Source organism: Novosphingobium barchaimii LL02 (genome assembly GCF_001046635.1).
GTDB classification, from domain to species: domain Bacteria; phylum Pseudomonadota; class Alphaproteobacteria; order Sphingomonadales; family Sphingomonadaceae; genus Novosphingobium; species Novosphingobium barchaimii.
In genome coordinates, this window is the sequence record NZ_KQ130453.1 from 800,891 (window position 1) to 826,961 (window position 26,071).

23 protein-coding genes are annotated in these 26,071 nt (G+C 64.2%); 12 read left to right on the plus strand and 11 right to left on the minus strand.

The genetic code is table 11. The features are described from left to right. Positions 1–64 precede the first annotated feature (64 nt). The gene (locus V474_RS10150; protein ID WP_059151370.1) at positions 65–859 is read left to right on the plus strand and encodes an SDR family NAD(P)-dependent oxidoreductase; all 795 of its coding nucleotides are present in this window, start codon (positions 65–67) and stop codon (positions 857–859) included. Positions 860–1,228: 369 nt separating this feature from the next. Next, on the plus strand, positions 1,229–3,757 hold the full coding sequence (locus V474_RS10155) for a TonB-dependent receptor (protein ID WP_059151371.1): 2,529 nt from the start codon (positions 1,229–1,231) through the stop codon (positions 3,755–3,757). 190 nt (positions 3,758–3,947) lie between these two features. Here V474_RS10155 and V474_RS10160 read toward each other — a convergent pair whose 3' ends face one another. Then, positions 3,948–5,006: a Gfo/Idh/MocA family protein gene (locus V474_RS10160; RefSeq protein ID WP_059151500.1), complete on the minus strand. Its 1,059-nt coding sequence runs from the start codon at positions 5,004–5,006 to the stop codon at positions 3,948–3,950. 165 nt (positions 5,007–5,171) lie between these two features. Next, positions 5,172–6,209, minus strand: a complete 1,038-nt coding sequence (locus V474_RS10165; protein ID WP_059151372.1) for a DUF1838 family protein — start codon at positions 6,207–6,209, stop codon at positions 5,172–5,174. 180 nt (positions 6,210–6,389) lie between these two features. On the opposite strand from V474_RS10165, the gene V474_RS10170 reads away from it, so the two are divergent. After that, positions 6,390–7,619, plus strand: coding sequence for a class I SAM-dependent methyltransferase (locus V474_RS10170; protein ID WP_059151373.1), 1,230 nt, complete (start codon positions 6,390–6,392; stop codon positions 7,617–7,619). 5 nt (positions 7,620–7,624) lie between these two features. Beyond that, complete coding sequence (locus tag V474_RS10175) at positions 7,625–7,990, plus strand: hypothetical protein (RefSeq protein ID WP_059151501.1); 366 nt, start codon at positions 7,625–7,627, stop codon at positions 7,988–7,990. Between the two features lie 92 nt (positions 7,991–8,082). Here the strand turns inward: V474_RS10175 and V474_RS10180 are convergent, their stop codons facing one another. The 8 genes from V474_RS10180 to V474_RS10215 all read right to left on the minus strand — a co-directional run bounded on the left by V474_RS10180 (position 8,083) and on the right by V474_RS10215 (position 16,813). Next, the gene (locus V474_RS10180; protein ID WP_059151374.1) at positions 8,083–9,150 is read right to left on the minus strand and encodes an LLM class flavin-dependent oxidoreductase; all 1,068 of its coding nucleotides are present in this window, start codon (positions 9,148–9,150) and stop codon (positions 8,083–8,085) included. Positions 9,151–9,196: 46 nt separating this feature from the next. After that, the gene (locus V474_RS10185) at positions 9,197–10,645 is read right to left on the minus strand and encodes an MFS transporter (protein ID WP_059151375.1); all 1,449 of its coding nucleotides are present in this window, start codon (positions 10,643–10,645) and stop codon (positions 9,197–9,199) included. A gap of 115 nt (positions 10,646–10,760) precedes the next feature. Further along, entirely contained in the window at positions 10,761–11,051 is a 291-nt protein-coding gene (locus V474_RS10190; RefSeq protein ID WP_059151376.1) for a DUF1330 domain-containing protein, read from the minus strand. Between the two features lie 53 nt (positions 11,052–11,104). Next, positions 11,105–12,313, minus strand: coding sequence for an FAD-dependent oxidoreductase (locus tag V474_RS10195; RefSeq protein WP_059151377.1), 1,209 nt, complete (start codon positions 12,311–12,313; stop codon positions 11,105–11,107). Between the two features lie 126 nt (positions 12,314–12,439). After that, positions 12,440–13,444 (minus strand): alpha/beta fold hydrolase, encoded by a 1,005-nt coding sequence (locus V474_RS10200; RefSeq protein ID WP_059151378.1) that lies wholly within the window; start codon positions 13,442–13,444, stop codon positions 12,440–12,442. Further along, positions 13,441–14,670 (minus strand): LLM class flavin-dependent oxidoreductase, encoded by a 1,230-nt coding sequence (locus V474_RS10205; protein ID WP_059151379.1) that lies wholly within the window; start codon positions 14,668–14,670, stop codon positions 13,441–13,443. The genes V474_RS10200 and V474_RS10205 overlap by 4 nt, the downstream gene beginning before the upstream one ends. Continuing rightward, positions 14,667–15,515 (minus strand): LLM class flavin-dependent oxidoreductase, encoded by an 849-nt coding sequence (locus V474_RS10210; RefSeq protein WP_059151380.1) that lies wholly within the window; start codon positions 15,513–15,515, stop codon positions 14,667–14,669. Before V474_RS10210 ends, V474_RS10205 begins: the two co-directional genes overlap by 4 nt. Beyond that, entirely contained in the window at positions 15,512–16,813 is a 1,302-nt protein-coding gene (locus tag V474_RS10215) for a M24 family metallopeptidase (protein ID WP_059151381.1), read from the minus strand. The genes V474_RS10210 and V474_RS10215 overlap by 4 nt, the downstream gene beginning before the upstream one ends. 119 nt (positions 16,814–16,932) lie before the next feature. On the opposite strand from V474_RS10215, the gene V474_RS10220 reads away from it, so the two are divergent. From V474_RS10220 to V474_RS10255, 8 genes are all read left to right on the plus strand, one after another. Then, positions 16,933–17,805: an alpha/beta fold hydrolase gene (locus V474_RS10220; RefSeq protein WP_059151382.1), complete on the plus strand. Its 873-nt coding sequence runs from the start codon at positions 16,933–16,935 to the stop codon at positions 17,803–17,805. Between the two features lie 2 nt (positions 17,806–17,807). Beyond that, positions 17,808–19,202, plus strand: a complete 1,395-nt coding sequence (locus V474_RS10225; RefSeq protein ID WP_236711101.1) for an MFS transporter — start codon at positions 17,808–17,810, stop codon at positions 19,200–19,202. A 26-nt stretch (positions 19,203–19,228) separates the two neighbouring features. Continuing rightward, positions 19,229–20,107, plus strand: coding sequence for an alpha/beta fold hydrolase (locus V474_RS10230; RefSeq protein ID WP_059151502.1), 879 nt, complete (start codon positions 19,229–19,231; stop codon positions 20,105–20,107). Next, complete coding sequence (locus V474_RS10235; protein ID WP_059151384.1) at positions 20,076–21,092, plus strand: phosphotransferase enzyme family protein; 1,017 nt, start codon at positions 20,076–20,078, stop codon at positions 21,090–21,092. Before V474_RS10230 ends, V474_RS10235 begins: the two co-directional genes overlap by 32 nt. Before the next feature lie 14 nt (positions 21,093–21,106). Next, positions 21,107–22,510 carry an MFS transporter gene (locus V474_RS10240; protein ID WP_236711103.1) on the plus strand — a complete coding sequence of 468 codons (1,404 nt, stop codon included), beginning with the start codon at positions 21,107–21,109 and terminating at the stop codon, positions 22,508–22,510. Between the two features lie 65 nt (positions 22,511–22,575). Further along, positions 22,576–23,568 carry an alpha/beta fold hydrolase gene (locus tag V474_RS10245; protein ID WP_059151386.1) on the plus strand — a complete coding sequence of 331 codons (993 nt, stop codon included), beginning with the start codon at positions 22,576–22,578 and terminating at the stop codon, positions 23,566–23,568. Further along, a complete protein-coding gene (locus tag V474_RS10250) occupies positions 23,565–23,954 on the plus strand; it encodes a Cap15 family cyclic dinucleotide receptor domain-containing protein (RefSeq protein WP_059151387.1) in 390 nt (129 codons plus the stop codon). The genes V474_RS10245 and V474_RS10250 overlap by 4 nt, the downstream gene beginning before the upstream one ends. After that, on the plus strand, positions 23,951–24,907 hold the full coding sequence (locus V474_RS10255; RefSeq protein WP_059151388.1) for an alpha/beta fold hydrolase: 957 nt from the start codon (positions 23,951–23,953) through the stop codon (positions 24,905–24,907). The genes V474_RS10250 and V474_RS10255 overlap by 4 nt, the downstream gene beginning before the upstream one ends. A 53-nt stretch (positions 24,908–24,960) precedes the next feature. On the opposite strand, the gene V474_RS10260 is transcribed toward V474_RS10255, so the two are convergent. After that, positions 24,961–26,046, minus strand: coding sequence for an LLM class flavin-dependent oxidoreductase (locus V474_RS10260; RefSeq protein WP_059151389.1), 1,086 nt, complete (start codon positions 26,044–26,046; stop codon positions 24,961–24,963). Positions 26,047–26,071: the final 25 nt, after the last annotated feature.

Consider the following 26,071-nt stretch of genomic DNA (forward strand, 5'->3'; position numbering starts at 1 on the left):
TCCGCCGGGCGGTCATAGACTGCCCGGCCCGCATTCCCGGCATGGCGGCCCTTAGCATCGCCCCATGTCCACGAACCCCAACTCTCCATCTCATCGCGAGGGCCGCCTTGCCGGCCGCACCGCGCTCATCACCGGCGCCGGTCTTGGCATCGGGCGCGCCTGCGCCGTCCGTTTCTCCGAGGAAGGCGCGCGGCTGGTCCTCACCGACATCGACCCCATAAACCTCGCGAAAACGCGCGCACTGCTCGCACCCGGATGCGAGGTGCTCGTCCACGTCGCCGACGTCACCGAAGAAACCCAGGTCGCCGAACTTTTCAGCCACGCCGATGCGTTCGGCCCCGTCGAAATTCTGGTCAACAACGTCGGCGGCGGCCGTCCCGGACGCATCTGGGACCTTTCGGTCGAAGACTGGGACCACACCATGCGTCTCAGCCTGCGCTCGATGTTCCTGTGCACGCGGGCGATTCTGCCCGGCATGATCGAGCGTGGCTACGGACGAATCGCCTGCCTTTCCTCCGGCGCGCGCAACGGCACCGTATGGAATGCTCTGCACATGGGGGCCTGCGCCTATTCCACCGCCAAGGCGGGCGTGACCGGGTTTGTCCGCGATCTTGCGATAGAGTTGGCCGACAGCGGCGTCACCATCAACGCAGTCGCACCCGGCCCCATCGACACCGAACTGGCCGGACCATTCCTGCGCGCCATGGAAGAGCAAGGCCTTGATTACAGCCCGTTCCGCATGGTTCCCATGCACAGGCTGGGCACCCCGCGCGAAGTCGCGGACGCGCTGCTTTACGTTTGCTCGCAGGAAGCCAGCTACGTGACCGGCACTACGCTCGACGTCTCGGGCGGGCGTTGAACGACCGCCCTTTTCTCACCCCCATGCATCCGACAGGCGAACACGCATCAATTTCGCCGTCATTCTGACGAGACTCAAGTAAATCTATCAGTGCAAGAAAAGGCGGTACGCCGCCCCACCAGGCCAAAACCGGACAACAGGGAAGACGATTCAAAAGCACATTCGCTTTCACGCAATGATGCGATCCAATATCAGAAAACAAATATACAATATTAAATATATGTATTTCGAAACAGTACGGACATCGAGTTAGAAAGCTGCACTCAAGCAGACTTCACTCGCTGCCGATAAAAACAAGTGTTCAAGCAGCAGGGACTCGATTTAGAGCGACGCGCACCGTGCGTCCTTTGATTAGCATTGAGGGAAAACATGACTGGCAATTCTCGCACAATCCGTCTCGCGTCCACGCTTTCCACGATGGCGCTCGTCACAGGCATGGCCTGGGCGGCCCCGGCCATGGCCCAGGCATCCGGCAGCGTGGGCGGTGACATCATCGTCACGGCCCGCAAGACCGGCGAAGACATTCTGAAGGTTCCCGTCACGGTTACCGCGATCACCTCGGAAACGCTGGATGCCAAGGGCATCGTTTCGGTCGTCGACATGGCGCAGTCGACCCCGGGCATCAACATCAACAACAGCTCGTCGGGCCACGCCGATCGCTCGTTCCAGCAAGTCGTGATGCGCGGCATGACCCCGTCGACCACGCTGGCGACCACCACCTCGATGTTTATCGACGGCGTCGCGGTGTCTTCGCCTTCGCAGCTCAGCGCCGTCACCAGCCCCGAGCGTATCGAGATCATCAAGGGCCCGCAAAGCGCCTACTTCGGCCGCAACACCTTTGCCGGCGCGATCAACGTCGTCAACAAGGTTCCCGGCAACGACTGGGGCGGCGAAGTGCTCGGCATGATCGGGACGCGCGACAACTGGCGTCTGCGCGGCTCGATCGAAGGCCCGATCATCGAGGACCTGATGTCGTTCCGCATCGCCGGCGAGAAGTTCTCCAAGGATGGTTCCTGGAAGAACTACGACGGTCAGACCCTGGGCGACCAGTCGACCAAGGTCGCCAGTCTGCTTGTCGCGATCACCCCTTCGCCGGACGTGACCATCAAGCTGTTCGGTATGCTCAGCGAGGACAAGGACGGCCCCGCCGCCCAGACGCGGCTTTATGCCTATGATGCCGTTGCGCCGTCGGGTCAGGTAGTCGTAGCTGGCCAGTCGAACTGCACGCTCACCGGGGACACGCGCGGCGTGATCAACCCCACCACCGGACTTCCTGCGGGCGCTCCTGTGCGGAACAACTACTTCTGCGGCACCATCCCCAGCATCGGTAACCCCGTCACCGCCAACGTCACGAACACCGATTTCATCCGCCAATTCCTGGCGATCGGTACCAATCGAGTGGTCAATCCGGAAGACGGTGTCCAGGGCTACGGCCTGCTGCGCAAGACCAAGCATGCCCATGCCACCTTCGACTGGGACGTGACGGATTCGGTGAAGTTCTCGGCTCTGGCCGGTTACAACAGAGAAATCTGGACCACCCTGATCGACCTTGACGGCTACGACACCCGCGCCTTCCCATCCGGATACGACTATAACCGCAACGGGGTCATCAACCCTTCGGAGATCTTCGGCCAAGGCTATTTCGACTTCCCTTACCTGATCGAACGCAAGATCGAGGATTTCTCGGTCGAGGGCCGCTTGTCGTATGACAAGGGTCCGGTCCACGGCGTCGTCGGTGTCAGCTACCTGAGCGCCGACCAGCTTCAAGGTCTTGGCGGCGGCAGCGGCGCATTAACCGCGGCGGTTCTCAGCCCCGGCGGTCTTAGCCGCAACAAGACCACCGGCTTCTTCTTCGGTGCCACTTACGACCTGACCGACACCCTGTCGTTGAGCGTCGAAGGCCGTTACCAGATCGACAAGCTGGAATCGTTCGCTCGTCCTTCGGGCCTCACTGTCCAATCGAGCGCCTTCATCCCGGCCGGCTTCTACACCGGCGGCACACTGCTGGTGGGTCAGACCTACAAAAACTTCACGCCCCGCGTGATCGCCAACTGGCAGGTCAGCCCCGATCTGATGGTCTACGCATCCTGGGCCAAGGGTGTGAATCCGGCGCAGTTCAACACCAACATCCTGTCCAACACTGGCCCTGTGCAGCAGGCTGCGCTCGATGCCGGTGGCCGGCTTGCGATCGATCCCGAAAAGGTCACCAACTACGAAGTGGGCATCAAGGGCCGTATCGGTTCCACCTTCCGTTACACCGCCGCCGCCTACTATGCCCAGTGGCGCAAGCTGATCAATGCCGTGCTGATCGTCGCTCCGGACGCCACGCAGACCACTGGCTTCAGCTTCGTCAACACGTCGGCGAACGCAGGTTCTGTCAATCTGTACGGGATCGAGGCTGAAGCCTCCTGGCGTCCGACCGAATTCCTGACCATCGATGCCGCAGCTGCTTTCAACGACAGCGACATCCAGGAGTTCGCCTCGACAACCGTCAGCGCGCTTTCAGGGATCTACGACTTCTCCGGCAAGGAAATGAAGAACACGTCGAAGTACTCCGCCAACGTCGGCGTCCAGGTCGGAACGGAGATCGCAGGCTGGGATCGCGGTAGCTGGTTCCTGCGTGGCGACTGGAACTTCAAGTCCGGGCAGTGGTCGAACGAAGCCAACCTTGCCAAGAGCCCGGATGTGCATTTCTTCAATACACGAGCCGGACTGACCCATGGCAACATTTCGATCGAAGTGTTCGTCAACAACGTGTTCAATAACAAGAAACCAATTTCGATTTCCGACAACTTCCTGTTCACGCCGGACTTCGCGTACACTGCGCGTAGCTCGGCGCTGGTACTCGGCCTGCCGGAACTGCGCACTGCCGGTATCCAAGCGAAGGTCAAATTCTGATCTTCGATTAAAAGACAAGACAGAAAGGCCGGGCGCGCAAGCGTCCGGCCTTTTTCGTCATACAGCTGATAAGCCTGGTGGTGAAATGCGGGCAGTACCCGGGCCGCGACTGGGAGCATGGCCGGTCAATCGCCGCAATCAGTGAAAGCTGCGGCGGAACGCGTAGGGGCAGTTATTGCAGGCCAGGGCCCTATCCAGGCACAACGTCCAGCGGCGGGTCGATCGCATCGGCAGCGGAATTGGCGCGTGCGGATGCCTTCACCCTGTCGATCAGGCCAATAAGGCGCGCGGCGTCGTGGCCGGTCGGACAGCGGTGCACCTCGCCCCGCACGGCAGCGACGAATTCACGCAGCTGATCGCGGAAATAATGCTCCAGCTTGCGCCCGCCCATCGCGCGCGGATCGATCAGCACGCCTTCGGGCGGCGCAACCAGGACGTCGCCGTTCCAGCTGAGGATCTCGCCGTGTTCGATCTCGAGCACGCCCTTATCAAAATGCAGCACCTTGCGATCGAGGACTGAGGGCTGGTTATAGGAAATATGGACGCTCGCCATACGGCGGCCGGGATAGGCCATGAGGATCATCGCCTCGTCCTCTCCCTGCCAGCCGGACTGGTGGCGCGCCGCCTCGACATGGACCCGCACAGGATCATCCTGTCCCATGACAAGCTGGACGAAATCCAGCGCGTGCGGCGCGAACAGGGAAAGGATCAATCCTTCCTCGGGCTTGCGCTCTGCCCACCACGGTGCCTGCGGGCCGTCCCACTTGACGCAGGATGACACTTCCAGCGTACGCAGGCGGCCGAAGCTTTCCTGGTTGTCCATGATATGGCGGACGGCGGCATTGTGACGGAACGTGTGCCCGGCCGCGAGAACCAGTCCGCGCGCCTCGGCCTCGCGCGCCAGGGCAGCGGCCTGCTCTCCGGTTTCGGCCACCGGCTTTTCGACGAGAACGTGGCGCCCTGCCCGCAGCGCCGCGAGGCACTGCTCGGCATGGAGGGCATTGGGTGTGGCCACCAGCACCGCCTCCACCTCGGGCAAGGCCAGCGCCTCGTCCAGCGAAGCGAACGCGGGCGCCCCCGCCGGTTTGGCCGCGGCCTGTGCAGCGGAAAGGTCTGCATCGACCGCAGCCACAAGGCGAACCTGAGCCGGCAGCGCAGCCACGGCGGCAAGATGCGCACCAGATATGCGGCCGCAGCCGATGACCGCAATCCCTAGAGGGCCGGTAGGAAAATTTTTCAGTTCAGCCATCCACGCTTCCATCCATCTTCAATCATGCGCCGGAGAGTGCCCCGGAATGACGGTAAAGGCTCGGCCCGCATGCCTCTGTCCGATGGCCGAACAGAAACGGCCGGCGGGTCATCCCCGCCGGCCGTTCGGTGTGGTCAGATGCGTTTCGGCACCCTCGGATAGGGTCTACTCGGGCTTGCGGACAAGCGCCTTTGCTGCGGGCGGCGGCTTGGGCGGTGTCCAACCGGCCGGAACTGGCGCAGGCTTTTGTTCGCGAGCATAGTTTTCAAGGCTCGACAGCGAGGGGCCGTAATCCTCGGTGGGTGCATGGAGCCACTTCTCGTCCATCGCGCGCGCTGCGGCCACCAGATCGGCGGGAAGGCCCTTCACACCGTCCTCAATCGTCTGAAAGTGAGTGAAATAGTTCACATGGCCTTCCGCCTGGCCCATCAACATCCACGGCAACCACGGCGTAATACGGCTCCATGCACCGATGTGGGGGATATGGGTGAGGCGCGGGTTTTCAACGTCCTTGCGCTGCACGGTGTAGATGAAGTGCTCGGACACGCGGTTCATGGCGCCAGCGGATTCGCGTACCCATTTCGCCGGATCGAGCGCATTGGGATACTGCATGTCGATGTCGGTACGCAGAATCATCGTGCCGTTGGGGCCGAATTCCCAGTCTTGCAGGAACGGCTTGCGCGGCGGCTTGTCCTTGTTGAGACCGCCGTAGGAAGGCGGCTCGGGCGCCCACTGGCTGATGGTGAAGTTGAACGGATCGTTGGCGATCGGCACCACCTTCACCGTTTCGCCAGTATAGGGATTGTCCCAGGTTTCAAGGATCTTGCCGGTCTCCAGATCACGGTAGAACACGATCTCGCGCAGCATACGGCGGTAGGACCCATCTTCCAGACGCTTGGTCCGCACGAAGCTGAACCCTTCGACGCCAAACAGCTGACGAACCGGCTCGTTCGGACGCACGCCGTAAGCCTTGCCTTTCAGCCAGCCGCACTTTTCCTTGGTCGGATCGATGTCGGCATCAAGGCGGGCATAAACGTCCCGGTTCCACTCGGGATCCTTGAAATCGATCTTGGTGCGAAATGCCGGGGTCGCCTTGCTGGGGCCCGCCGTGGCCGCCTGCGCCAGTGAGGGCGCGGCGGCGATCCCTGCTGCAAGCCCGGCAAGCCCGAGGCTTTCGCGGCGCGAGAACTTCATATCGTCCATTCGATGACCCCCTGTTGGATTCCATTATCTACTCGTGCGGTTTTTGCGCTTTTGAATGCCGGCGACATCGCGATAGGATGCGTTGGTCGCCAAGCGGATAGCCGGCGGTGCCGACGCTGCCATAGCGGCCGCAACACCGCACAACAGGCCGCGCGCACAGGATCAAGCGGAGTCGCAACCATGCTCAACACTTTCCAGCAATCGGCCCATTCGGCCTTGCCCACGGCTACGGCAGACGAGGCATCGCGCCAGGAATTCGCCAAAAGCTTCAAGGGCTTCATCCAGTCGGGCCTGTTGCCTGGCCTCACCCCCGTTTATCAAACCCGCGTTTCTCGCGCGTTCGAAAAAGCCAACGGCCGCGCCCCTGCCGACCGCCGCGACATCCGCGCTGGCATGGTCGATGACCTGTATTTCCAGCACTATGCCGCCGCGAACCGCATCGCGCAGGAACTGCTGTGGGAATCTGTCAACGGATCGGTCGATCGCCAGCTTCCCCAGCTGATTGAAAAGGCGAAGGAACTTTCAGCCTCGACGCCTGCCAAGCTCCTGATTCCCGAAGGCTTCGAGCCTCCCCGTTACGTCACCGCGCTTGACATCCACTGCATGCCCGGCGGCTACTGCTCCGAGGTCTGCGCCGACGACATTTCGGTCGGCGCGCTCTACGACCGGGGCGTCTACCTTTATGCGATGGGCTATACCGGCCCCGACAACGACGACATGGGCCGCTCTGTGGTGAACTACCTCAAGCGCAAGATGCCGGACTTTAAGCCGCGTCGCATCCTCGACATGGGGTGCACGGTGGGCCACTCGACCCTGCCCTACAAGGAACTGTTCCCCGAGGCCGAGGTCTGGGGCATCGACGTGGGCGGACCGGTTGTGCGCTATGCCCACGCCCGCGCCGCCGCGATGGGCCAGGAAGTGAACTTCGCGCAGATGAACGCCGAGAACACATCCTTCCCCGATGGTCACTTCGACCTCGTGGTCAGCCATATCCTGCTGCACGAAACCAGCGGCAAGGCCATGCCGAAGATCTTCCAGGAGGCTTTCCGCGTGCTCGCACCCGGCGGCATGATGGTCCACGCAGACCTTCCCCCGTTCGACCTCATGGATCCGTTCACCCAGTTCATTCTCGACAACGAGACCTGGTACAACAACGAGCCGTTCTGGGGCGCCATGCGCGACATGGACCAGGTCGCACTGGCCGAAAAGGCCGGGTTCGACCGCGCGGAAGTGCGCTTCGACACCGCCCCGATGGCCGTGATGGAATTCGCCGCAGCCGCAGCCGGTTACAGCCAGGAAGCCTCCGAGCACGTCGCCGAACGTGATTTCACCGCCGGTGAGTTCGCTCCCGGCGGGGGCTGGGAGGTGTTGATTGCCCACAAGCCCGAAGAAAAGGCGCTCGCCGCGTGAACGACATGACCATGACTGAAGAAGAACGCCCGCACGTCATCCGCCACGCCAAGGGCAAGCGCCCGCAGTTCTACGACACGCCCGGCCTCGATGCCGCGATGTCGATGATCATGGTGCTCGCCAACGAGATGTGCGTCCTGCGCGACCGCCTCGATTCCGCTGAACGCGTGGCCAAGGGCTCCGGCCTCGACCTTGCCGCCGGGATCGAAGCGCTCGAACTGGACCAAGACGCACTGGAGGAGCGCGAGCAGCGCCGGCAGGACTTCCTGCAGCGCCTGTTCTACCTTCAGCTCAAGGACGCGGATGAGGCTGCAAAAGCGCAGACCGAAGCCGTCTACAACGATACTATCGCGGACATCGCCCAGCAGTAACCCGCATAGAAGAACCTTCGCCCGGGTTGGGGTATGACAAAACAAAGACCCCCCGGCGGAATATCCCGCCGGGGGGTCTTTGTTTTCCGTTTTCAGATGGCGTCGGCCAAACGCCGCAGGTCGGGACCGATCTCTGTGCCGATGCGGTGTGTGTCCGCCAGCCAGTCGAACCCGGTTATGAGGAAGTTGTCGATCCCGGCCTCGCGGTAGCGCAGCAGCGCCTTGACCAGAGTATCCGGCGATCCCACCAGACACATTACCTGAAGCCGCCCCTGCGTCGCACGCGTAAGCCCAGTCCAAAGGCACGGGTCCACTGCCGCATCGTCAGCTTCGACGGCGCGCTTTGCGGCATCCTGCGCCGCCCGGCCCAGATCGCGGCCGAGAGCGCCATGCCCCGATTGCCGCGCTTCCACGCCGCGCAGAAGATCGCGCGCGCGGTCCCATGCGGCATCGTCGCTGTCGGCGACGACAAGGCGCATCGACATCGAAAAGCGCGGATTGCGACCATGGGCTGCGGCAGCCGCTTTCACCGTGCCCACCAATTCGGCCACCTGCGCCGTGCTGCCGGGGCCCAGCGCGTAGACGTCGGCCAATTCGGCGCCGTAGCGTATGCCCAGGTCCGACGTACCCGCCCAGAACACAGGCACGCCGCCGTTCACCGGGCGGACTTCGCTGCCGCCCTGCTCGAACCTATACCATTCGCCCTCATGGTCGAGAGGCTGCTCTCCGGCCCACATGCGGCGCAAAACCTGCACATATTCGCGGCTACGATGGTAGCGTTCCTCCTTGGAGCGGTAATCGCCGTCGCAGCGCGTCTCGATGTCGGAGAAGGCGGTTATGATGTGTACGCCCGCACGCCCGCCCGAAAACTGGTCGAGCGTGGCAAACGCACGGGCGGCCATGGTCGGCGCAATGAAGCCGGGCCGGTGGGCTACCATGAGCTTCAACCGGGTTGTGGCCGCTGCCACCCAAGTCGCGGTGACGAGGCTGTCGGCCGACCTGGCGTTCTGCCCGATCAGTACCCGGTCGTAACCGGCAGCTTCATAAGCGCGCGCGCATTCGGCAATGAAGGCAGGATCGTAAGGCGTGGGCTCAGGGCTCGCTTCGGAACTGCGATAAGGCGAGATCAGACCTACGAGTTCGATGGGATGGCGGGGCATGAAAACAGTCCTTGGGAAACTGGCCTGGATGATCGGGCCTCAGGGCTTAGGCCTTGGCGTCCTGACCGATCTCCAGCGCCTCAAGCTGCGCCGGATCGAGCTTGTAGAAACACAAGGCGACGATGGCACCGAGCATGGCCAGCGCGGGAACGGCGGATTCGCACAGCATGATTGCCATGACGGCCCGCTCGCCCTGCTGCGCGGCCTGGCCGCTGGCGGAGGGCACATAGCCCATCGCGCCGAGGAACACGCCCATCGCGGCGAGTGCGGCGGCTGACGATAGCTTGTCGAACAATGTGGTGAAGCCCGCAAAGGCGCCTTCTCGCCGTTCGCCGCTCTGGACGTAATCGTAGCGTACTGCGTCCGAAAGCAGGGCGTAGGCGCAAAGGATCATGCCGCCGCCCGCAAAACCGCTGGCAAGGCCCCGCACACCGACGAGCACCATGCTTTCGCCCGGCGATGCCAGAAGCCAGCTTAGCTGCACCAGCCCGAACAACGCGAGCGCGCCCATGTAGCACGCCTTCTTGCCGACCCGGCCCGAGAGCCATACCCACACGGTCATGCCCAGGACCATCATTACGGTCGCCATCATGAAATACGTGCCCAGCACCTCGTCACCGAGCCCCAGTACGATGCGGGTGAAATAGGCGAGCGCTGCGGAACCGATCGCCGTGCCGAACAACAGGAAGACATGCGCGATGGCCAGAATGCGGAAAGGCCGGTTGTCCCAAGCCAACTTTACCTGATGCCCCAGCGCGCTCAGCGGGTTGCGGCGAACCGCAGCAACCGATACGCGCGGCTGCGTGCGCGGCGCATCGCGCAGCATACGCACCGCCAGCAGGGTCGCCATGAACACCACGACGCCGACGACCACGGCCAGCAGCAGGTGCCCGCCGCGCGTCGGCCCCGTCATTCCAAGCAGCCATGCCGGCAACGTCGAGCCGATCAGGGTGCCGATGGCATTACCGTAAGTGCGCCAGGCCATAAGCCGGGTACGCTCATGCGGGTCGGACGAGCTTTCCACCACCATCGCAAAGCCGGGGATCGTCAGCAGAGTATAGCCGCTGGCATGGATCGCCAGCGCCAGCGTTACAAAAACCTGCGCGAGCAGGATCGAACCGAAATCAGGCGCACCGAACAACAGGGCAAGCCCCAGCGGCATGGCCAGGCCGCCCGCGAAAAGGAAGGGCAGACGCCGACCCCAGCGCGTCATCGCGCGGTCGCTCCAGGCGCCGATCGCAGGGTCCAGGAAACCATCGTAAATCTTGACGAGCGCGAAGATCAGCCCGGCCGCGCCTGCCGAAATGGCGAGGCTGTCGGTCATGAACCGCAGGCCCAGCACCGTAACGACATTCTGGCCCGCCGCATGGGCCAGCGGGATCAGCAGCGAACCGAAACGGATGCGCCAGGTCTTGGAACCGGCCGGCGCGGCAAGCTCCTGCGGTGTCTCGAGGCCGAGCGGGACTGCTCCTGCATCGGAAATGTTGCTGGTCAAGCCTTTGCGCTCCTGCCCGGCATCCCAGTCGATGCCTTCAATGGAAAGGTGCCTGCAACGCCCCGCCGACCTTGCCGTTTCTGGTCACTCTCCGCACAGCGGACACGCCAAGCTGCTACCCCTCCACGAGGGTCACGCTGACATCGGCGATGCCGTCGCGCAGCTTCTTGACCTCGGCATATTCGGGCGAGTTCCAGAACGCCATCGCCGTCTCGGCGTCGGGCCATTCCATGACGACGGCGCCGCCGCCTTCATAGCCGTCACCTTCGAGTACACGGCCCTGCCTGCCGCGCAGCAGGTAGCGCGCGCCATGCTGCTGGGCGAGCTGCGCAACAGCAGGCGAATAGCCCTCCATGAAGGCCGCGCGGTCATGAACCTTGGTGGTGATGATGAACCATGCGGGCATTGAGGATCTCCTTTTGGCGGGACCGGACCGCCAGGCGCCCGGTCCCGAATGCGTCAGCGAATCAGCGCTGCATCCTCGAGGCTCTGGAACATCGCCTGGCGCATCAAATAGGCCCGGCGGTGTTCGTCATTTTCCTTGATCGCAAGGAATTCGCGGCGGCGGGCATCGTGCGCGGAACCGACGCCGCCGCTTATGAAAGCCATGTTCTGCTTGGTCTGCGCCTGGGTGAACGAATGCGTCACCTCACGGCGCTGGCGTTCGTAGAGCGAGAGATTCAGATCCATCGGCGCCTGCCCCTTGAGCACAGGCAGCATCTTTTCGAAAAGATTGAAGGCATCGTGGACGCCTGAATTCATGCCGAAGCCGCCGAGCGGATTGTTAAGGTGCGCCGCATCGCCGACCAGCATCACGCGGCCTTCGCGGAACGATTTCGCCACGCGTTGGTGAACGCGGTACAGCGTGCGATGATGCGTCACCACAGAGGCTCCATCCCCGGTCAGGCGGTCGAAGATCGCGTTCTTGTTGGCATCGGAAGTCAGGTCCGCCTCGTCCACCGAACCGTTCACCGGCACCAGTACGCGCCACACCGACGGCACCTTCAGAAGCACCAGCCATTCCTGCGGGTCGGAAACGTAGTTCACCAGCGAAAGGTTGGGCAGATGCTGGGCAAGGTCGGTTTCAGTGGAAAGCGTCAGGAATCGTTCGGGATAAGTGAAGCCGTCGAACTCGATGCCCAGCCACTTGCGCACGATCGAGTTCGCCCCATCGGCGCCGATCAGGTAGTCCGCGCGGATCCGCTCGATACCCACCATCGTCTCGACGGCCATGTCGACGCCGCTGTCGTCCTGCTCGAACGACAGCAGGCGGGTGCCGAAACGGACGTCCGCATTGGAACAGTTGTCCAGCCCTGAAGCCAGCGCCCGCGACAGGTGATACTGCTCACACTGGATGCGGAAAGGGTAACGGGTGACATCGCTCAGTTCGCCAAGATCGAACTCGATCGTCTCGCCCGAACCACGGTCGCGCCACTGGTAGACAGGCGCCTTGAGGCCCTTTTCCAGCAGCATAGACGTGATGCCGATCTGATCCAGCATTTCCAGCGTCGGCGGATGGAACGTTGAGGCGCGCAGATCCTGCGCACAGTCCTGGCCGGCTTCCAGGAGGATCACCGAGACCCCCGCCTGCGCAAGTAACGTCGCCATGACGGTGCCGACAGGGCCGGCACCGGCAATCGCCACCTGGCAACGATCTTTACCTGACATGTGTGATAGAACTCCATTCACAAGGACCGACATCCCTAGGCAAGGACGTCGCGTCTTGCGGTGCCAACCGGGACTCTATCCGACGCGCGGTAAGCCCCATCGGTACGGCGATGTTGCAAAGAGCGTTCAGCCTTGCGGCATCTCGGCAGGCCGCTGCCCCGCCGAGCTGACGGTGCCCAACCAGGCCTTGAGATCGCGCGTGAACTTTTCGGGCTTTTCCCACATCGGGAAATGGCCGAGATCGGGGTATTCGATCAACCTCACAGGCGCATGGGTGAAGCGCGCGACGGAGGCCGTCGCGCCCTGTGAGATCACGTCGTCATAACTGCACCATTGCAGTAAAACCGGCACGTTAACCGTCGTCGCCACGCTGCCCACGTCCGATGTCTGGAATGCCCTGACGTTGGCCTTGATATAGGCCGCCTGTCGATCCAGCGCGCCGGGCAGGTTGTTCATGTCGTATATCTGGTCGACCATACGATCGGTCGGCTTGAAGCCGGGGGGCGTGGTATCCTCCAGCATCAGCTTCCAGAACCAGTGCGAGCGCCAGTTCGGCAGCACCGCCTTGTGAAACGACAGCATCCAGGCCAGACGCCGATCGACCTTGCGAGTCTGGCTGGGCCGCTCCAGCGGCAACATGGAGAAGGCCATCGCCGTCGCATGCCCCGGATAGGCACGGTTGTATTCAAGCGCCACGTTCGAGCCGTTGGAGGTCGCCACCACCGCGAACTTGTCGTAGTCAAGCTGTTTCAGCAGCCCGGCCATGAGCTGGGCCGAACGCGGAGTGGAATAAACGCCCGAAGGATCGGGCCCGGTCAGGCCATAGGGCGACCAGTCAAAACGGACCACGCGGTAGTGGTCCTTGAGCAGATCGGCGACATTGTCCCATTCGTGCAGGTTGACGATCGAACCGTGCAGCATGACGACTACAGGTGCGTTCGCGGGACCTTCCTCGCGAACATGCATACGCACCCCGTCCACCATAACGAAGCGCGAAGGGGCGTCGGCCCAGCGCTTTTCCAGTTCCGCACGGTCGCTCGCACCGGCTCCGGCGCGCAGCGCCAGCACGCTGCCCCCGCCGACCAGCACCACTGCCCCCAACGCGGCGAGGAGGATATGGCGTTTCTTCATGCCGTCACCGCTTCGCGCGCGGAAAGGCCCAGGGTTTCACGCAGCGTCGTGCCAGGGTATTCGGTGCGCAGTCGTCCGCGCTTCTGCAGGATCGGCACGACCTGCTCGACGAAGTCTTCAAGGCCGCCGGGCATGTAGCTGGGCTGCAGTGTGAAGCCGTCGCATGCCCCGGCGTCGCGCCATTCGATCATCATGTCGGCCATCTGCTCAGGCGTGCCAAGGAAGACGTTGTGACCGCGCGGATGGCGCATGAAATTCGCCGCGAACGCGCCAAGCGGGGTGCCCTTCTCCTGCGCCGGGGTAACGGCGCGGGCGATGTCGGCCCGGGGCAAAATGGTCTGGTCGAGAATGGTTTCGACCGGGATCATGCCCAGCGGATCGAAAGCGGTCAGATCGCAGCCCAGCGATTCCGAAAGATACTCGATAGCCAGCGCGTCGTCAGCCAGGTCGAGGATCGCGGTGTGGGCGGCGCGCGCTTCTTCCTCGCTGCCGCCCAGTACGCAGGACAGGCCCGGCATGATCCGCACGCCGTCGGGGTTACGGCCGACATCGGCGACGCGGCTTCGCAGGTCGTTGCGAAAGTCGATCCCGGCCTCGATATTGGCGGCAGGGCAGAAGATGGCTTCCGCCGTGCGCGCGGCAAAATCGCGGCCATCGGGGGACTGGCCGGCCTGCACCAGCACCGGACGGCCCTGCGGCAGCATGGGGCCTTCCCGGTCCATCGCAGCCCAGAGTTCACAGGCTTTCGCGACCACTTCCTTGGCGCGGCGATAACGCTCGTCCTTGGGCGGCAGATCATCCTCGCCGAAGTTGGGCGCGGTGGCCGGGTGCGCGGTGGTGACAATGTTCCACCCTGCGCGGCCACCTGAAATACGCTCCATCGCGCCGAACCGCTCAGCCAGCATCTCCGCAGTGTTGTAGCTGGTCGAAACCGTGGCAACCAAGCCGACGTGGTCGGTCACCGCGGCCATCGCGGCAAGCAGGCTGACGGGGTCCAGCGTCGGCATTGCCATGCGCTCGGGCGTGCGGCCCCCGGCGCCGCGCGACTGAAGTTGATCACCGAAGACGATGGCATCGAAGCAGCCCTGCTCGGCCAGCCTTGCGACGCGGGCGTAGTAGTCCATCGAGAAGACGCCTTCCGGTCGCGCGCGCTCATGCATCCATCCACTCGGGAAGAAGCCAATACCCTGCAGGAAGGCCCAGAGGTGAATTTGCTTTTCCATCATGCGTTCTCCGGGATCACGGCGCCGCCGGGCTGGTTGGATGCAGTCTGCGGGATCGGCAGGCCAAGGCGGCGGCGCAGGTCGCCCGCCTCGTGGGCCCGGCCCTCGACCAGCGACGTGAAGCGCGCGCCGATCTCGGGCAATTGGGCAGCGGCATTGGTCAGGGTGAGATGCACGCCGTCGATCTCTCCCGCCTCAAAGCGAGTTATGAGCGAGGCCACATCGGCATCCGGCGAAACCTTGAGCAGACGCTTGGTCGCGGTGGGCGCCGCGCCGTCCTCGTCGATCAGGGCCAGGTCGGCATCGGATATGGCGATTGGGTCATCCCCGTCCACCACCAGCAGCGGATGGCCCAGCGGCGGGCGCATGGCATTGACCGGCCCCGCCACCTTAAAGAACGGCCCTTCGTAATTCGACGCATGGACCTTCGCCGCGTCGAGATAGCGTCCGCTTGCCTTGTCGAGGATCAGGGTGTCGCTACCCCAGCCGTCCCATAGTGCGCGCGCGGCGCCGACCATGTCCTCGGCCATGCCGTCCTCGGCGCCTTCGGGGATCACCGACCATCCAGTCCGGCCTGCGGTCAGGAAGTCGATCGCCGACAGGGCGCGGGCGACATGAAACGGGTGCGCATTCGAGGCTGGAACCGTGGCGACAAGGCCGAGGCGCGTAGTCATCGGCGCGGCCCAGGCCAGCAGCACCTGCGCGTCAAAGGGACGTTCGCCGGAGCGGCCCATGACGAGCAGGTCGAGCCCGGCCGCCTCGGCAGCCTGCAGGATCGGCGCGGCGGTTTCGGGAACCGCGAAGGTGGCCTCGGCAATCGAGGCGGAAAGGATGAAAGGTCTGGTCATACGATGATCACCGGTTCGTGAAGGGGATGGATGGGCTCGCAGCCCGTCTCGGTAATGAGCACGAGGTCTTCGCAGTGGGCCGAGCCGCCGATGCCGGTATCGAGCGTCGGACAATCGACCGAGAGGATCATGCCGGGTTCGAGCACGATGTCGGGCTTGCGCCAGAAGCCGCCGTGAACTTCGCCCGGCTCGTCAGTATGAGCCAGGCCGACGCTGTGCGGGCCGAAGCCAATCGCGGCATCGTAGCCGGCCTTGCGGATGGCATCTTCGCCCAGCGCGGCGATTTCGGAATAGCGCAAGCCCGGCCGCAGCTTTTCACGAACGGCCTGCCAGCCGAACGCCGCGGCCTGCGCTGCGCGGGCCGCGGTCCGGGTGGGCTCACCCACGAAGACGGTGCGCGCAAAGTCGCCGTGGTAGCCCAGATGCTGACTGACCCCGTCAAGCATGAGCGTCTGCCCGTCCGCCACTTTCAGGCGCGAAAGCTCGGAGGAAACGCGGTCTACGTTGAGGAACACCGCCGTGTTGCCGCGCGCGGCGGCCTCCATGCGGAACAGCGCCTGCAATTCACCGTGGGTCGCACCTGCGCGGATGGCGCTGCCGACGGCGTTGAGCGCATCGACATTGGCCTTTGCCGCGTGCGCCATCAGCGCATGTTCCAGCGGTGATTTAACGAGGCGTATCTCGCGCAGGATATTATCGGCCTGCACCATAGCGCCCGGATGGTCGTGGTGCTGGGCGACCTGGGCGATCACAGGGTGGTCGAAACCGATCCGGCCCTGCCACAGACCCAGCCCGCGCATGGCCGCGACGATTGCCGCTCCCGCATCGCCGCGCGCCGTCTTGGCTCCGGCCTCGCGCGCAGAGATCGCAGCGCGGTGGTGCTCGGCAACGGTGAGCGGCGCGGCATCGCGCTGCGGCAGCACCGGCGCGGCGGGCACTTCGCCGGGCGCCTCGTCACCCTCGTCACCGAGAAACGTATATAGCCACACGGCAACGTCGCTGCGATCGCGCCCGTCGGCCCAGCTGTAATGGTGCAGGAACCGGCTGGTGACCAGACCCAGCTGCTGGGGACGCGCGCGGCCGATCAGCGCAAACGTGCCCGGCGGCTGGCCCATGCGGGTCCGGCCGATCTGCGGCCAGTGGCCCAGCGCGTGGAACACGTTGACAGGGTCGCCAAGCACCAACCCTGCAAGGTCGTGCCGTTCCATGACGGCGACTGCACGGGCCAGGTTCATCGGCCCCTCGCGTTCCAGCGCTGCCAGAAGCGCGCTGTCGTCAGGAAGGAAGGATGTGTCCATGAAGGCAACTATGAACCCGGCCGAGCGGCATTCCGGGACGGGGGGATAAAACTATTCGCCTGCCGATCAAGTTTGCATGGAGGGGCGGCCGATGACCGGCCTGCGATAGCCTTCGTGTCATGAGCCAGCCCGAGACTCCGACCATCAACGAGATCGAACGCGCCTTCGTCCGGCTGGACGAAGGTCAACTGCACCTGCGCCGCCTGCCTGCCGCGGACGCAGGCCATGTTCCGATGCTGATACTCCACCCATCGCCGGCATCGTCGTGGTTCATGCAGGACCTGGTGCTGGAACTGCGCAAGGCGGGCTGCCTTGGCGAAATCATCGCGCCCGATACGCTTGGCAACGGCGATTCTCCTGCGCCCGTCCCCGCCGAACCGGACATTGCCTACTTCGCTGATTCGATGGACCGGCTCTGCGCCGCGCTCGGCTTGGAGCAGGTGGACGTCTATGGCAGCCACACCGGCGCTCGTATCGCCTGCGAGCTCGCGGCCGCCTCCCCGGCGCGCGTGCGGCGCGTGGTGCTCGACGGCATCACCGAGTACGAAGACAACTTGCGCGATGCGGTGATCGCCAATTACGCCCCAATGGTCGAGCCCGACGAATATGGCCGCCACTTCATCTGGGCGTTTAATTTCTGCCGCGATCAGGCGCTGTTCTTTCCGCACTTCATGAAGGATGCCGCGCACCGTCTTGCCGTGCCGATGCCGCCGCCGCAGGTGCTGCACCGCATGACGCTCGACGTGCTCAAGGCGCTGGATACCTACCCCAAGCCCTACATCGCCGCATTCCGCTACCGCGCCTTCGAGCGCATGGCCCGGATCACCGCGCCCACGCTGCTGCTCAAGCCCGAAACCGAACTCGCCCTGCTCAACGCCTCGGTGAAGACCGCGCTTGGCCTGCTGGCTGACGGGCACGAGGCAACAACCGGCGGTTCGCCGGCAGCCAAGGCTGCCGCCATGACGACATTCCTCAAGAGGCAGCTACCATGACGATGCCCCGTTCAAAGGACGACGCCGCCGATGCCCGGCTCAGCATAGGCACCTGCCTTGGCTTCGGGATCGGCACGGTGGGCGTGTCGATCATGCTCAACACCGTGACCACCTACTTCCCGGCGATGATGTCCACCGTGCTGGGCCAGTCGCCCGAAATTGCCGGCTACCTGCTGATGATCTCGAAGCTGGCCGATGCGGTGATCGACGTCGCCATCGGCAGTCTGTCCGACCGCGCCCGCACGCGCTGGGGCCGCCGCAAGCCGTTTCTGCTGGGAGGCGCGCTGCTTTCGGCCATCTCGTTCGTGATGCTGTTCGCACCGCCGGTCATGTCCGAGGGTACGCTGCTGGTCTGGATGATCGCCGGTCTGGTGATATATTCCACGGCCTATTCGCTGTTCAACGTGCCGTACATGGCCCTGCCTGCCGAACTGACCGACGGCTTTCACGAACGCACCCGCCTGATCTCGTTCCGCACCGTATTCGTCTCCATCGGCCAGCTGCTCGCAATGGCGGGCACCGCGTGGCTGATCCAGAGCGGCGGCGCCGGGCGTTCCGGCTTTGCGACGATGGGCCTCGTCATGGCGCTTATCATCGCGGGTTCGATGACCGCCACGGCGCTGGCGGTGCCGGTAAAGCACGGAGCTGCGCCGAAGGCGGGCCAGCATCTCCCCGGCTTCGCGCAGATCCGCGCCATTGCCCGCAACCGGCCGTTCATGATGCTGCTGGGCGCCAAAGTGTTCCAGTTCCTTTCCTTTGCCTCGGTCGCCTCGACGATGCTGCTTTACATGCTGAACGTGGTAGGCGTGGGCTACAGCGGGCAGATCGCCTTCGCGGTAACCCAGAACGTCGTTACCGCGCTGGCCATGCCGCTATGGGTCTGGACCGGCAAGCGCTTCGGCAAGCGCCGCACCTACCTTGCCGGGGTAGTGCTGTTCTGTCTGACCACGCTGAGCTGGCTTTTCGCCGACCATTCGATCACCACCCTGGGCATCGTCCTGCGCGGTATCTTCGGCGGCCTTGGTTCAGGTGCGATCATCCTCATGTCGATCTCGATGCTGGGCGACACCCAGGCCTACGACCGCCTCCTCACCGGCGAGGCCCGCGAAGGTCTGCTGTCGAGCGCCATCGCGGTGATCGAGAAAGTCAGCTTTGCACTGGGCGTCGCGGTGCTCGGCATATTTCTTCATGGCCTTGGCTACGTACCGACCACGGGCGGCGCCATCGTTGCCCAGCCCGCCAGCGCTCTGTTGGCGCTGAAGCTGGGTTTCTCGGTGATCCCGGCATGCATGTTCGCAATCAACGGGCTGTTCCTTTGGGCCTACGATCTCGATGAGGACAAGCTCGCCGCGGCCCGGCTGGAAACCGCCGAAGTCACCGGGAACGCGCTTGCATGAGCGGATACCCGAACAGCGGAGAGTCCATGCTCCATCAGCGCAGCGGACAGCGTGAAGCGCATTCTACAGGCATGAACGAGGCCCCCGCGATCCACCGCGCCTATACCCGCTGCCGCCACGGCCAGATGCATTACCGCATCGCGGGCCCGGCAAAGGGCACGCGTGTTCCGATCGTGCTGCTGCACCAGAACCCCTCCTCGTCCTACGAGTACGAGCCGCTTATCCGCGCCTTGGCGACCGACCGTCTGGTCGTGGCCCTCGACACGCCCGGCTACGGCATGTCGGATGCCCCGCCCGCCCCTCCCGGCATGCCGGGCTATGCGGCCGCGTTTTCCGATGCGCTGGACGCGCTGGCAGAAGAAGGCATACTGACCGGGCCGGTCGACCTATACGGCTTCCACACCGGCACCTTGCTATCGTGCGAACTGGCGATCGCCCGGCCTGACCGGGTACGCGCGCTCGGCCTCACCGGCATTCCAATGTTCGACGAAGCCGCGCTCGCGCAGCGCCTTGCCGCCGCCGACGATTTCCCGGCGCCGGACGAAGACGGCACCGTGATCGGGGACCTCCTGACTAAGCTGTGGACTTACGTGGTCACCAGCCGAAACCCGGCCGTGCCCCTGGACAAGGCCGCGCTTAACTTCGCCGACAAGGCCCGCGTGCTGGACCGCTTCACCTGGGCCTATCGGGGCGTGTGGTCCTGGGATTTCTCCCGCCTCGAACAGGTCACCCAGCCCGCGCTGCTCATCCAGCCGGCCGAAGACCTTCTCTCCGTTTCCCTGGAGGCTGCCGCGCGCATGCCTTTCTGCCGTGTGGTCGAACTTCCTGATCTCGACCGCGACATCTTTGACATTGCTCCGGAGCGTATTGCCCATGAACTGCGTGACTTCCTTGACCGCGTCTGAAATCCCCGTGGCCGAGGTTTCGCACTCGGTCCTCCACCCCGAGTTCATCGCCGCCGAAGTGGCGCGCCGATATCCGATCAGGGGCGAGCTGACCTGTTTCCTGCTCTACCGGGGCATGAACGACGTTTACCTCGTCCAGGACGAAGAAACGAAGTATGCCCTGCGCGTCTGGCGCAAGACCTACCGCGATGTCGACGATGTCGCCTACGAACTCGATTTCCTCGACTATCTGCGCCAGCAGGGCTTCCCCGCCTCGGTCGGCGTGCCCCAGCATGATGGCAAGCTCTACTTCAAGGTCGCCTCGCCCGAAGGAGAGCGCGCGATCGCGCTTTACGACTGGGCCCCCGGCGTGAAGTTCGGCGACCGCCTTTCGGAAGAAACTGCCTTCCGCATCGGCGCGGCCATGGCGCGCATGCACCTGTTGGGCGACAGCTGGGCCGGCAAGGATCACCAGTTCTCGACTGAAACGGCGAAGGACTACAACATCTGCATGCCGGCGCTGATCGATTTCGTTTACGACCGGCCTGACGACCTGCGCGACTATCCGGTGATCGCCGCCAACCTCGACAAGCGGCTCGACGAACTGGCCGCATCGGGCAAGGTCCCGCTTGGCGTCTGCCACCGCGACTTCCACCCCAGCAACGTCCACGTCGCCGAAGACGGCGGCATCACCCTGCTCGACTTCGACGCGGCGGGTGAGGACTTCCTCATGCAGGACGTGCAGAACTTCGTCTGGGGCAACCTGTTCTACGGCTTCGACCCCAAGATCGGCGAAGCGTTCGAGGACGGCTATCAGTCGGTGCGGCCCTTCACCAAGGAAGAGACCGAGAATACCGAACTGTTCCTGATGGCCAAGGCGCTGCGTCTCATCGCGGGAATGGCCCATAGCTCGACCGCCGTAGGCCGCGGCACGCTACGCTTTCGCAACCTCGACTGGCTGGGCGACTATGTGAAGACCCGCGCCCGCGCCTGCGGCCTGCTCTGACCATGGCGCAAGGCATGAGCCCCAGCGCAATCGATCTGACCGAGGCTCCGGCGGCAAGGCCTGTCGGAGCGGCCGGGGGATCGTGGCCGGGCGGCAAGTCCGCCTGGGTCATGGTCTTCATGCTGTTCCTCGCGGGTGTCCTGTCGGTCATCGACCGTGCGGCGCTCAACATCCTCGTCGATCCGGTGCGCGCCGATATTGGCATCGGGGATGAGCAGATCGGGCTGTTGCAGGGCCTTGCCTTCGGGCTGTTCTACGCCTTCATGGGCTTGCCGATGGGGTTGCTGGCGGACCGCGTATCGCGCCGTAACCTGATCGTCGCCGGCATCGCGCTGTGGAGCGTGGCGACGATCGGCAGCGGCCTGGCGCAGACTTTCGGCTGGCTTTTCACCGCCCGCCTGATGGTCGGCCTTGGCGAAGCGGCGCTGGGCCCTGCCGCGATCTCGCTGATCGCAGACCTGTTCTCGCCTGCGCGGCGCGGGCGGCCGATCTCCTTCTACATGATGGGCCAGGGCCTTGCGAACGGTATCGCCATTTCACTCACCGGCCTGTTGGTGACGGCAGCGGGCGCAGGTGCATTCGTGGGCGTGCCGGTAATCGGCCATCTGGTGCCGTGGCGGATCGTCTTCGTGGTGTTCGGTGCCGGCGGCTTGGTCGTGGCGCTGGCCCTGCTCGCTTTCACACGTGAACCTGCGCGGCAGGTCCAGGCCGCTACGGGCGCTGCCGCACGCATGCCCGGTGCGGCCGAAGCCGCATACTTCTGGCGCAATCGCGGCGTGCTGCTGCCGCTCTATTTCGGTTTCGCGACCTGCTTCACGGTCGCCTACGGCGCTTCCGCCTGGGCGCCCACGATGCTGCTGCGCGGCTACGGCGCCGACGCCGCGTTCCTGGGCAAATGGCTGGGTCCGCTGTCGATCCTGTTTTCGGCGATCGGCCCGCTGATCGGCGGGACCATCCTTGACCGTTCGATGCGATCCGGCCGGACGATGGCGCGTTTTGCAATCCTGTCGATCGCGCCGGTCTTTGCGCTCCCGTCCGTGCTCGCAGTGCTGGCAGGCGAACTTCATCTCGCCACCGTACTGGTGGCATCATCGAATGCCGTGTTCTCGGTGATCGGCACGGTGATGTTCGCGACGTTGCAGTCGGTGGTTCCACCCCGCATGCGCGGCTCCGCCATTTCGCTGACACTGGTGCTCAACACCATCATTGGCGCCACTCTCGGCCCGCTGATGGTTGCGAGCGTGACCGAGCGAGTGCTGCATGATCCGGCTCTGGTGGGCTGGTCGATCGCGGTGGTCTGCACGCCGTTCCTGCTGATCGGCGCGGCGCTTTATGCACTTGCGGGACGCACCATGCGCCGGGCGGCGGCGCGCGGCGACAGCGAATGCGCCGACCTGCTGTCCAGCGGAGCCAACTAAGCGAAAATAGGTTTCGGGGCGGGCGTTATCGCCCGGCCCCGTTAATACACAAGGGGGGAACAGCGATGACGGTCGGTCGAATTCTCAAGGCTGCGGGAGGGTTGCTCCTTGCCGTGGTCATCTTGCTGGCATTGGTGCTACTGACGATGCGCCTGGGCTGGTGGAATCCCTCGTATGAAAGCGTGAAAGCCGCACAGGCCACCGCGCCCTCCACCTTCGAGCAGGTCGGCACCGCTAACCTCCACATCCGCGACGAAGGCCCGCGCGGCGGTCCGGTCGTCATCATGCTGCACAGCTCGATGACCAACCTGCGCGAATGGGACGGCTGGACTGATGCCCTCAAGGACAAGTACCGCGTGATCCGCTTCGACTGGCCGCCCTACGGCCTTTCGACCGACAGCGCCCCTTCCAGCGGCATGCCCGGTGTGGTCGCCCTGCTCGAAAAGCTGGTCGAGAAGAAGGGCCTAACCCGCTTCGCACTTGTCGGCACTTCCAGCGGGGCGACCGTCTCGACGCTCTACGCCGCCAAGTATCCGGAAAAGGTCACCGCCCTGGCGCTTTCGGCGCTGCCGCTCAAGGCGCCGCCGCCGAGCGATTTCAGCCGCGTGATGTGGGCCATGGTCTGGACCCATGAGAATTTCGTGCCCAACTACTACCCGCGTTTCTACTACCGCCGCGCCCTGTCCGAACTTTACGGCCGGCCCGAACGCCTAACCGACGCGACGGTGGACTGGTACTACCAGACCAACAACCTCCCCGGAGGCTTCGCCCGCGTGAAAGAATACTACGAAACCAACAAGAAGGTGGTCTGGGCCAAGGGCGCGGGCGACGATGCGGCGCAGGTCAAGGCGCCCATCCTGCTGCAATGGGGCGATGTCGACCCGGTCCTGCCCAAATACCTTGCCGCCGATGCGGTGAAGCAGTTCTCCGGCACCAAGGTCGACGTGATCCATTACCCTGACCTCAGCCACTATCCGATGCTGGAATTGCCGAAGGAAACCGCGAGGGACTTGCGCACCTGGCTGGATCGCACCGTGCCCGCCGGGGCTCCGCGGTGACGGCGGCCCCGGACATTGCAGGCACCTGGGCCCTGCACGGCGCCACCCTCGGCCCCGAGGGCGACACGCTCTACGAGTGGGATGCCGAGATGACTCTCTCAGCCAGCGCAAGCAGCTTCGCCGTCGCGATCGAAACGACGGGTTTCAAGACTTCGCGTTCGATCAGCTTCGCCGAAAAGCTCACCGCCCTGCCATCGGGCGAATGGCACTTGCGCTATGGCTACGAGGCCGACCCGGCGCACTTCGCGACCGAAAGCCACACGTTCTTCGGCCTTTCGCAGCTGACCTTTGCACCGGACCTGCAAAGCGCCGAAGGAACCTCGTGCAACTATAATGGGCGCTACGTGGTCATGCTGTTGCAGGCCAGGCGGCAGGAACCGGCATGAAGGCAGTATCGGTCGCGACGGGGCTTTTGCTGGCCGCGCTCACCGCCTCATCCGCAATCGCCCAGTCGGCGCCTGCCCAGCTTGACGACGCGGCCCTGCGCAGCCGCTATGCGCTGGCCAACTCGCAGTTCGGCGAAATCGATGGAGAAACCGTGCACTATGCCGTGCAAGGCAAGGGCCCGGCGATCCTGCTGGTCCACGGCTCCTTCGCCAGTCTGCGCCAGTGGGACGAATGGGCAGCAAAACTCTCGCGCCGTTACCGGGTGATCCGGTACGATCAGTCGCCCGCCGGACTTTCGGGCCCCAGCCCAGCCGGCGACTATTCAATCGAACACCGCATCCGCGTGATCGATGGGCTGATGGACCGGCTGAAGATCGAGCGCTTCGTCATGGTCGCAACTTCCAGCGGCGGCCTGCCTGCCGCTGCCTATGCCGCCGCCCGGCCGCAGCGGGTGCAGGGGCTGGTGCTCAACAACATCGCAGTTGGCCCGGTGAAGTTCGACCTGGACGGGATGGCGCCGGCGCTCAAGGCTGCACTGGCCGAAGATCGCACCCACCCCGGCTGGCACGCCCCGGAATATTGGCGCCAGATCCTGCTGGCGAATGTCACCGACCCCTCGGGCATCACGCCTGCGCTGGTGCAGCAGTGGACCGATCTCAACAGCCGCCTCTTGCGCGATCCTGCCATCGGCAAGGCTGTGGCGGCCTCCACCTCTTTCAAGCGCGCGCCGGATGACTTGCGAGCGATCACCGCGCCCACCTTGCTGCTGTGGTCCGCCGACGACCATGAGACCACGCTGGAGCGCGACGGCAAGCAGGCACTCTACCTGCTTGGCAGCACGGACAAAACGCTGGAGGTGGTCGAGGCATGCGGACACATGATGCCGTTCGACTGCCCCAACCGGGCGCTTGCCCGCGTGACACCGTTCCTGCAGCGTATCACCGGCAAATAAAAAGGCCGCGCCCTGACCGGCGCGGCCTTTTTACCAGATCGACCAGGCGCGGGTCAGGCCATTGCAGTTGCCAGTTCGGCATCACGCTCCGCCACTTTTGCACGCACAAGCGGGATGAGATCACGCCCGATGGCGATGACGTCCTCCACTGGGTCGAAGCCGCGCAGGATGAAGGCGGAAACTCCGGCGTCGTAATAATCCATCAGCGCATCGGCAAGTTGCTCGGGTGTCCCGACCAGCGTGCCGGAATTGCTCTGCCCGCCGCGAAGCTGGTTGATGCCGTTCCAGAAACATTTTTCCAGCCGGTCGCCCCTCGCCGCGAGTTCGGCGGTCCGTTTGAAACCATCAGCCTTCACCGCGGCGGTGTTCGGCGCCAGCTTGCCCATGTTGGCAGCCACCGCCTCGCGGATCTCGTCGGCGCGGGCCCAGGCCGCTTCCTCGGTATCGGCGATGACGATGCGGATCGACATCAGGAAGCGCGGGCTGCGATCATAAGGCGCGGCGGCCTCGCGGACTTTGCCGACCACTTCCGTCATGCCCGCGACCGTATCGGACAGGGTGGCGAACGTGTCGCAATATTCGCCCGCCACTTCCAGCGCGGCCGGGCTCATGCCGCCGAAATAGACCGGGACTGTGCCCTGCGTGGGCTTGATCGCCGCGAAGCCACCGTTGAACCGAAACCACTTGCCCTCATGGTCGATGGGCTTGTCGCTGGTCCACATCCGGCGCAGCACCGCGATATATTCCTTCGCACGGTCATAGCGCTCGACTTTGGTCCGGTAATCGCCGTCGGCCTGGGTTTCCTCGTCGCTGGCTGCGGTGATGATATGAACACCGACCCGGCCCGGCATTAGCCGATCAAGCGTGGCGAGCATGCGTGCCGCCATCGTCGGCGGAATGAAGCCGGGGCGGTGCGCCAGCATGACGCCAAGCCGCTTGGTATGGGCAGCGACATATCCGGCGATTGTGAAGTTGTCGGGCATGATCGCGGCATTGGCGACCAGTACCTTGTCGTAGCCCCAGGCGTCGTGAAGCTTGGCCATCTCGGCGATGCCTTCGGGATCGAATATTTCGAAGGGAACGGGATGCGTCTCGCTCGAAATGTTGTGGTTGAGCAGACCGTTGATCTCGACCGGCATGAGCGCGAGGCCCTCCCTGATGCTT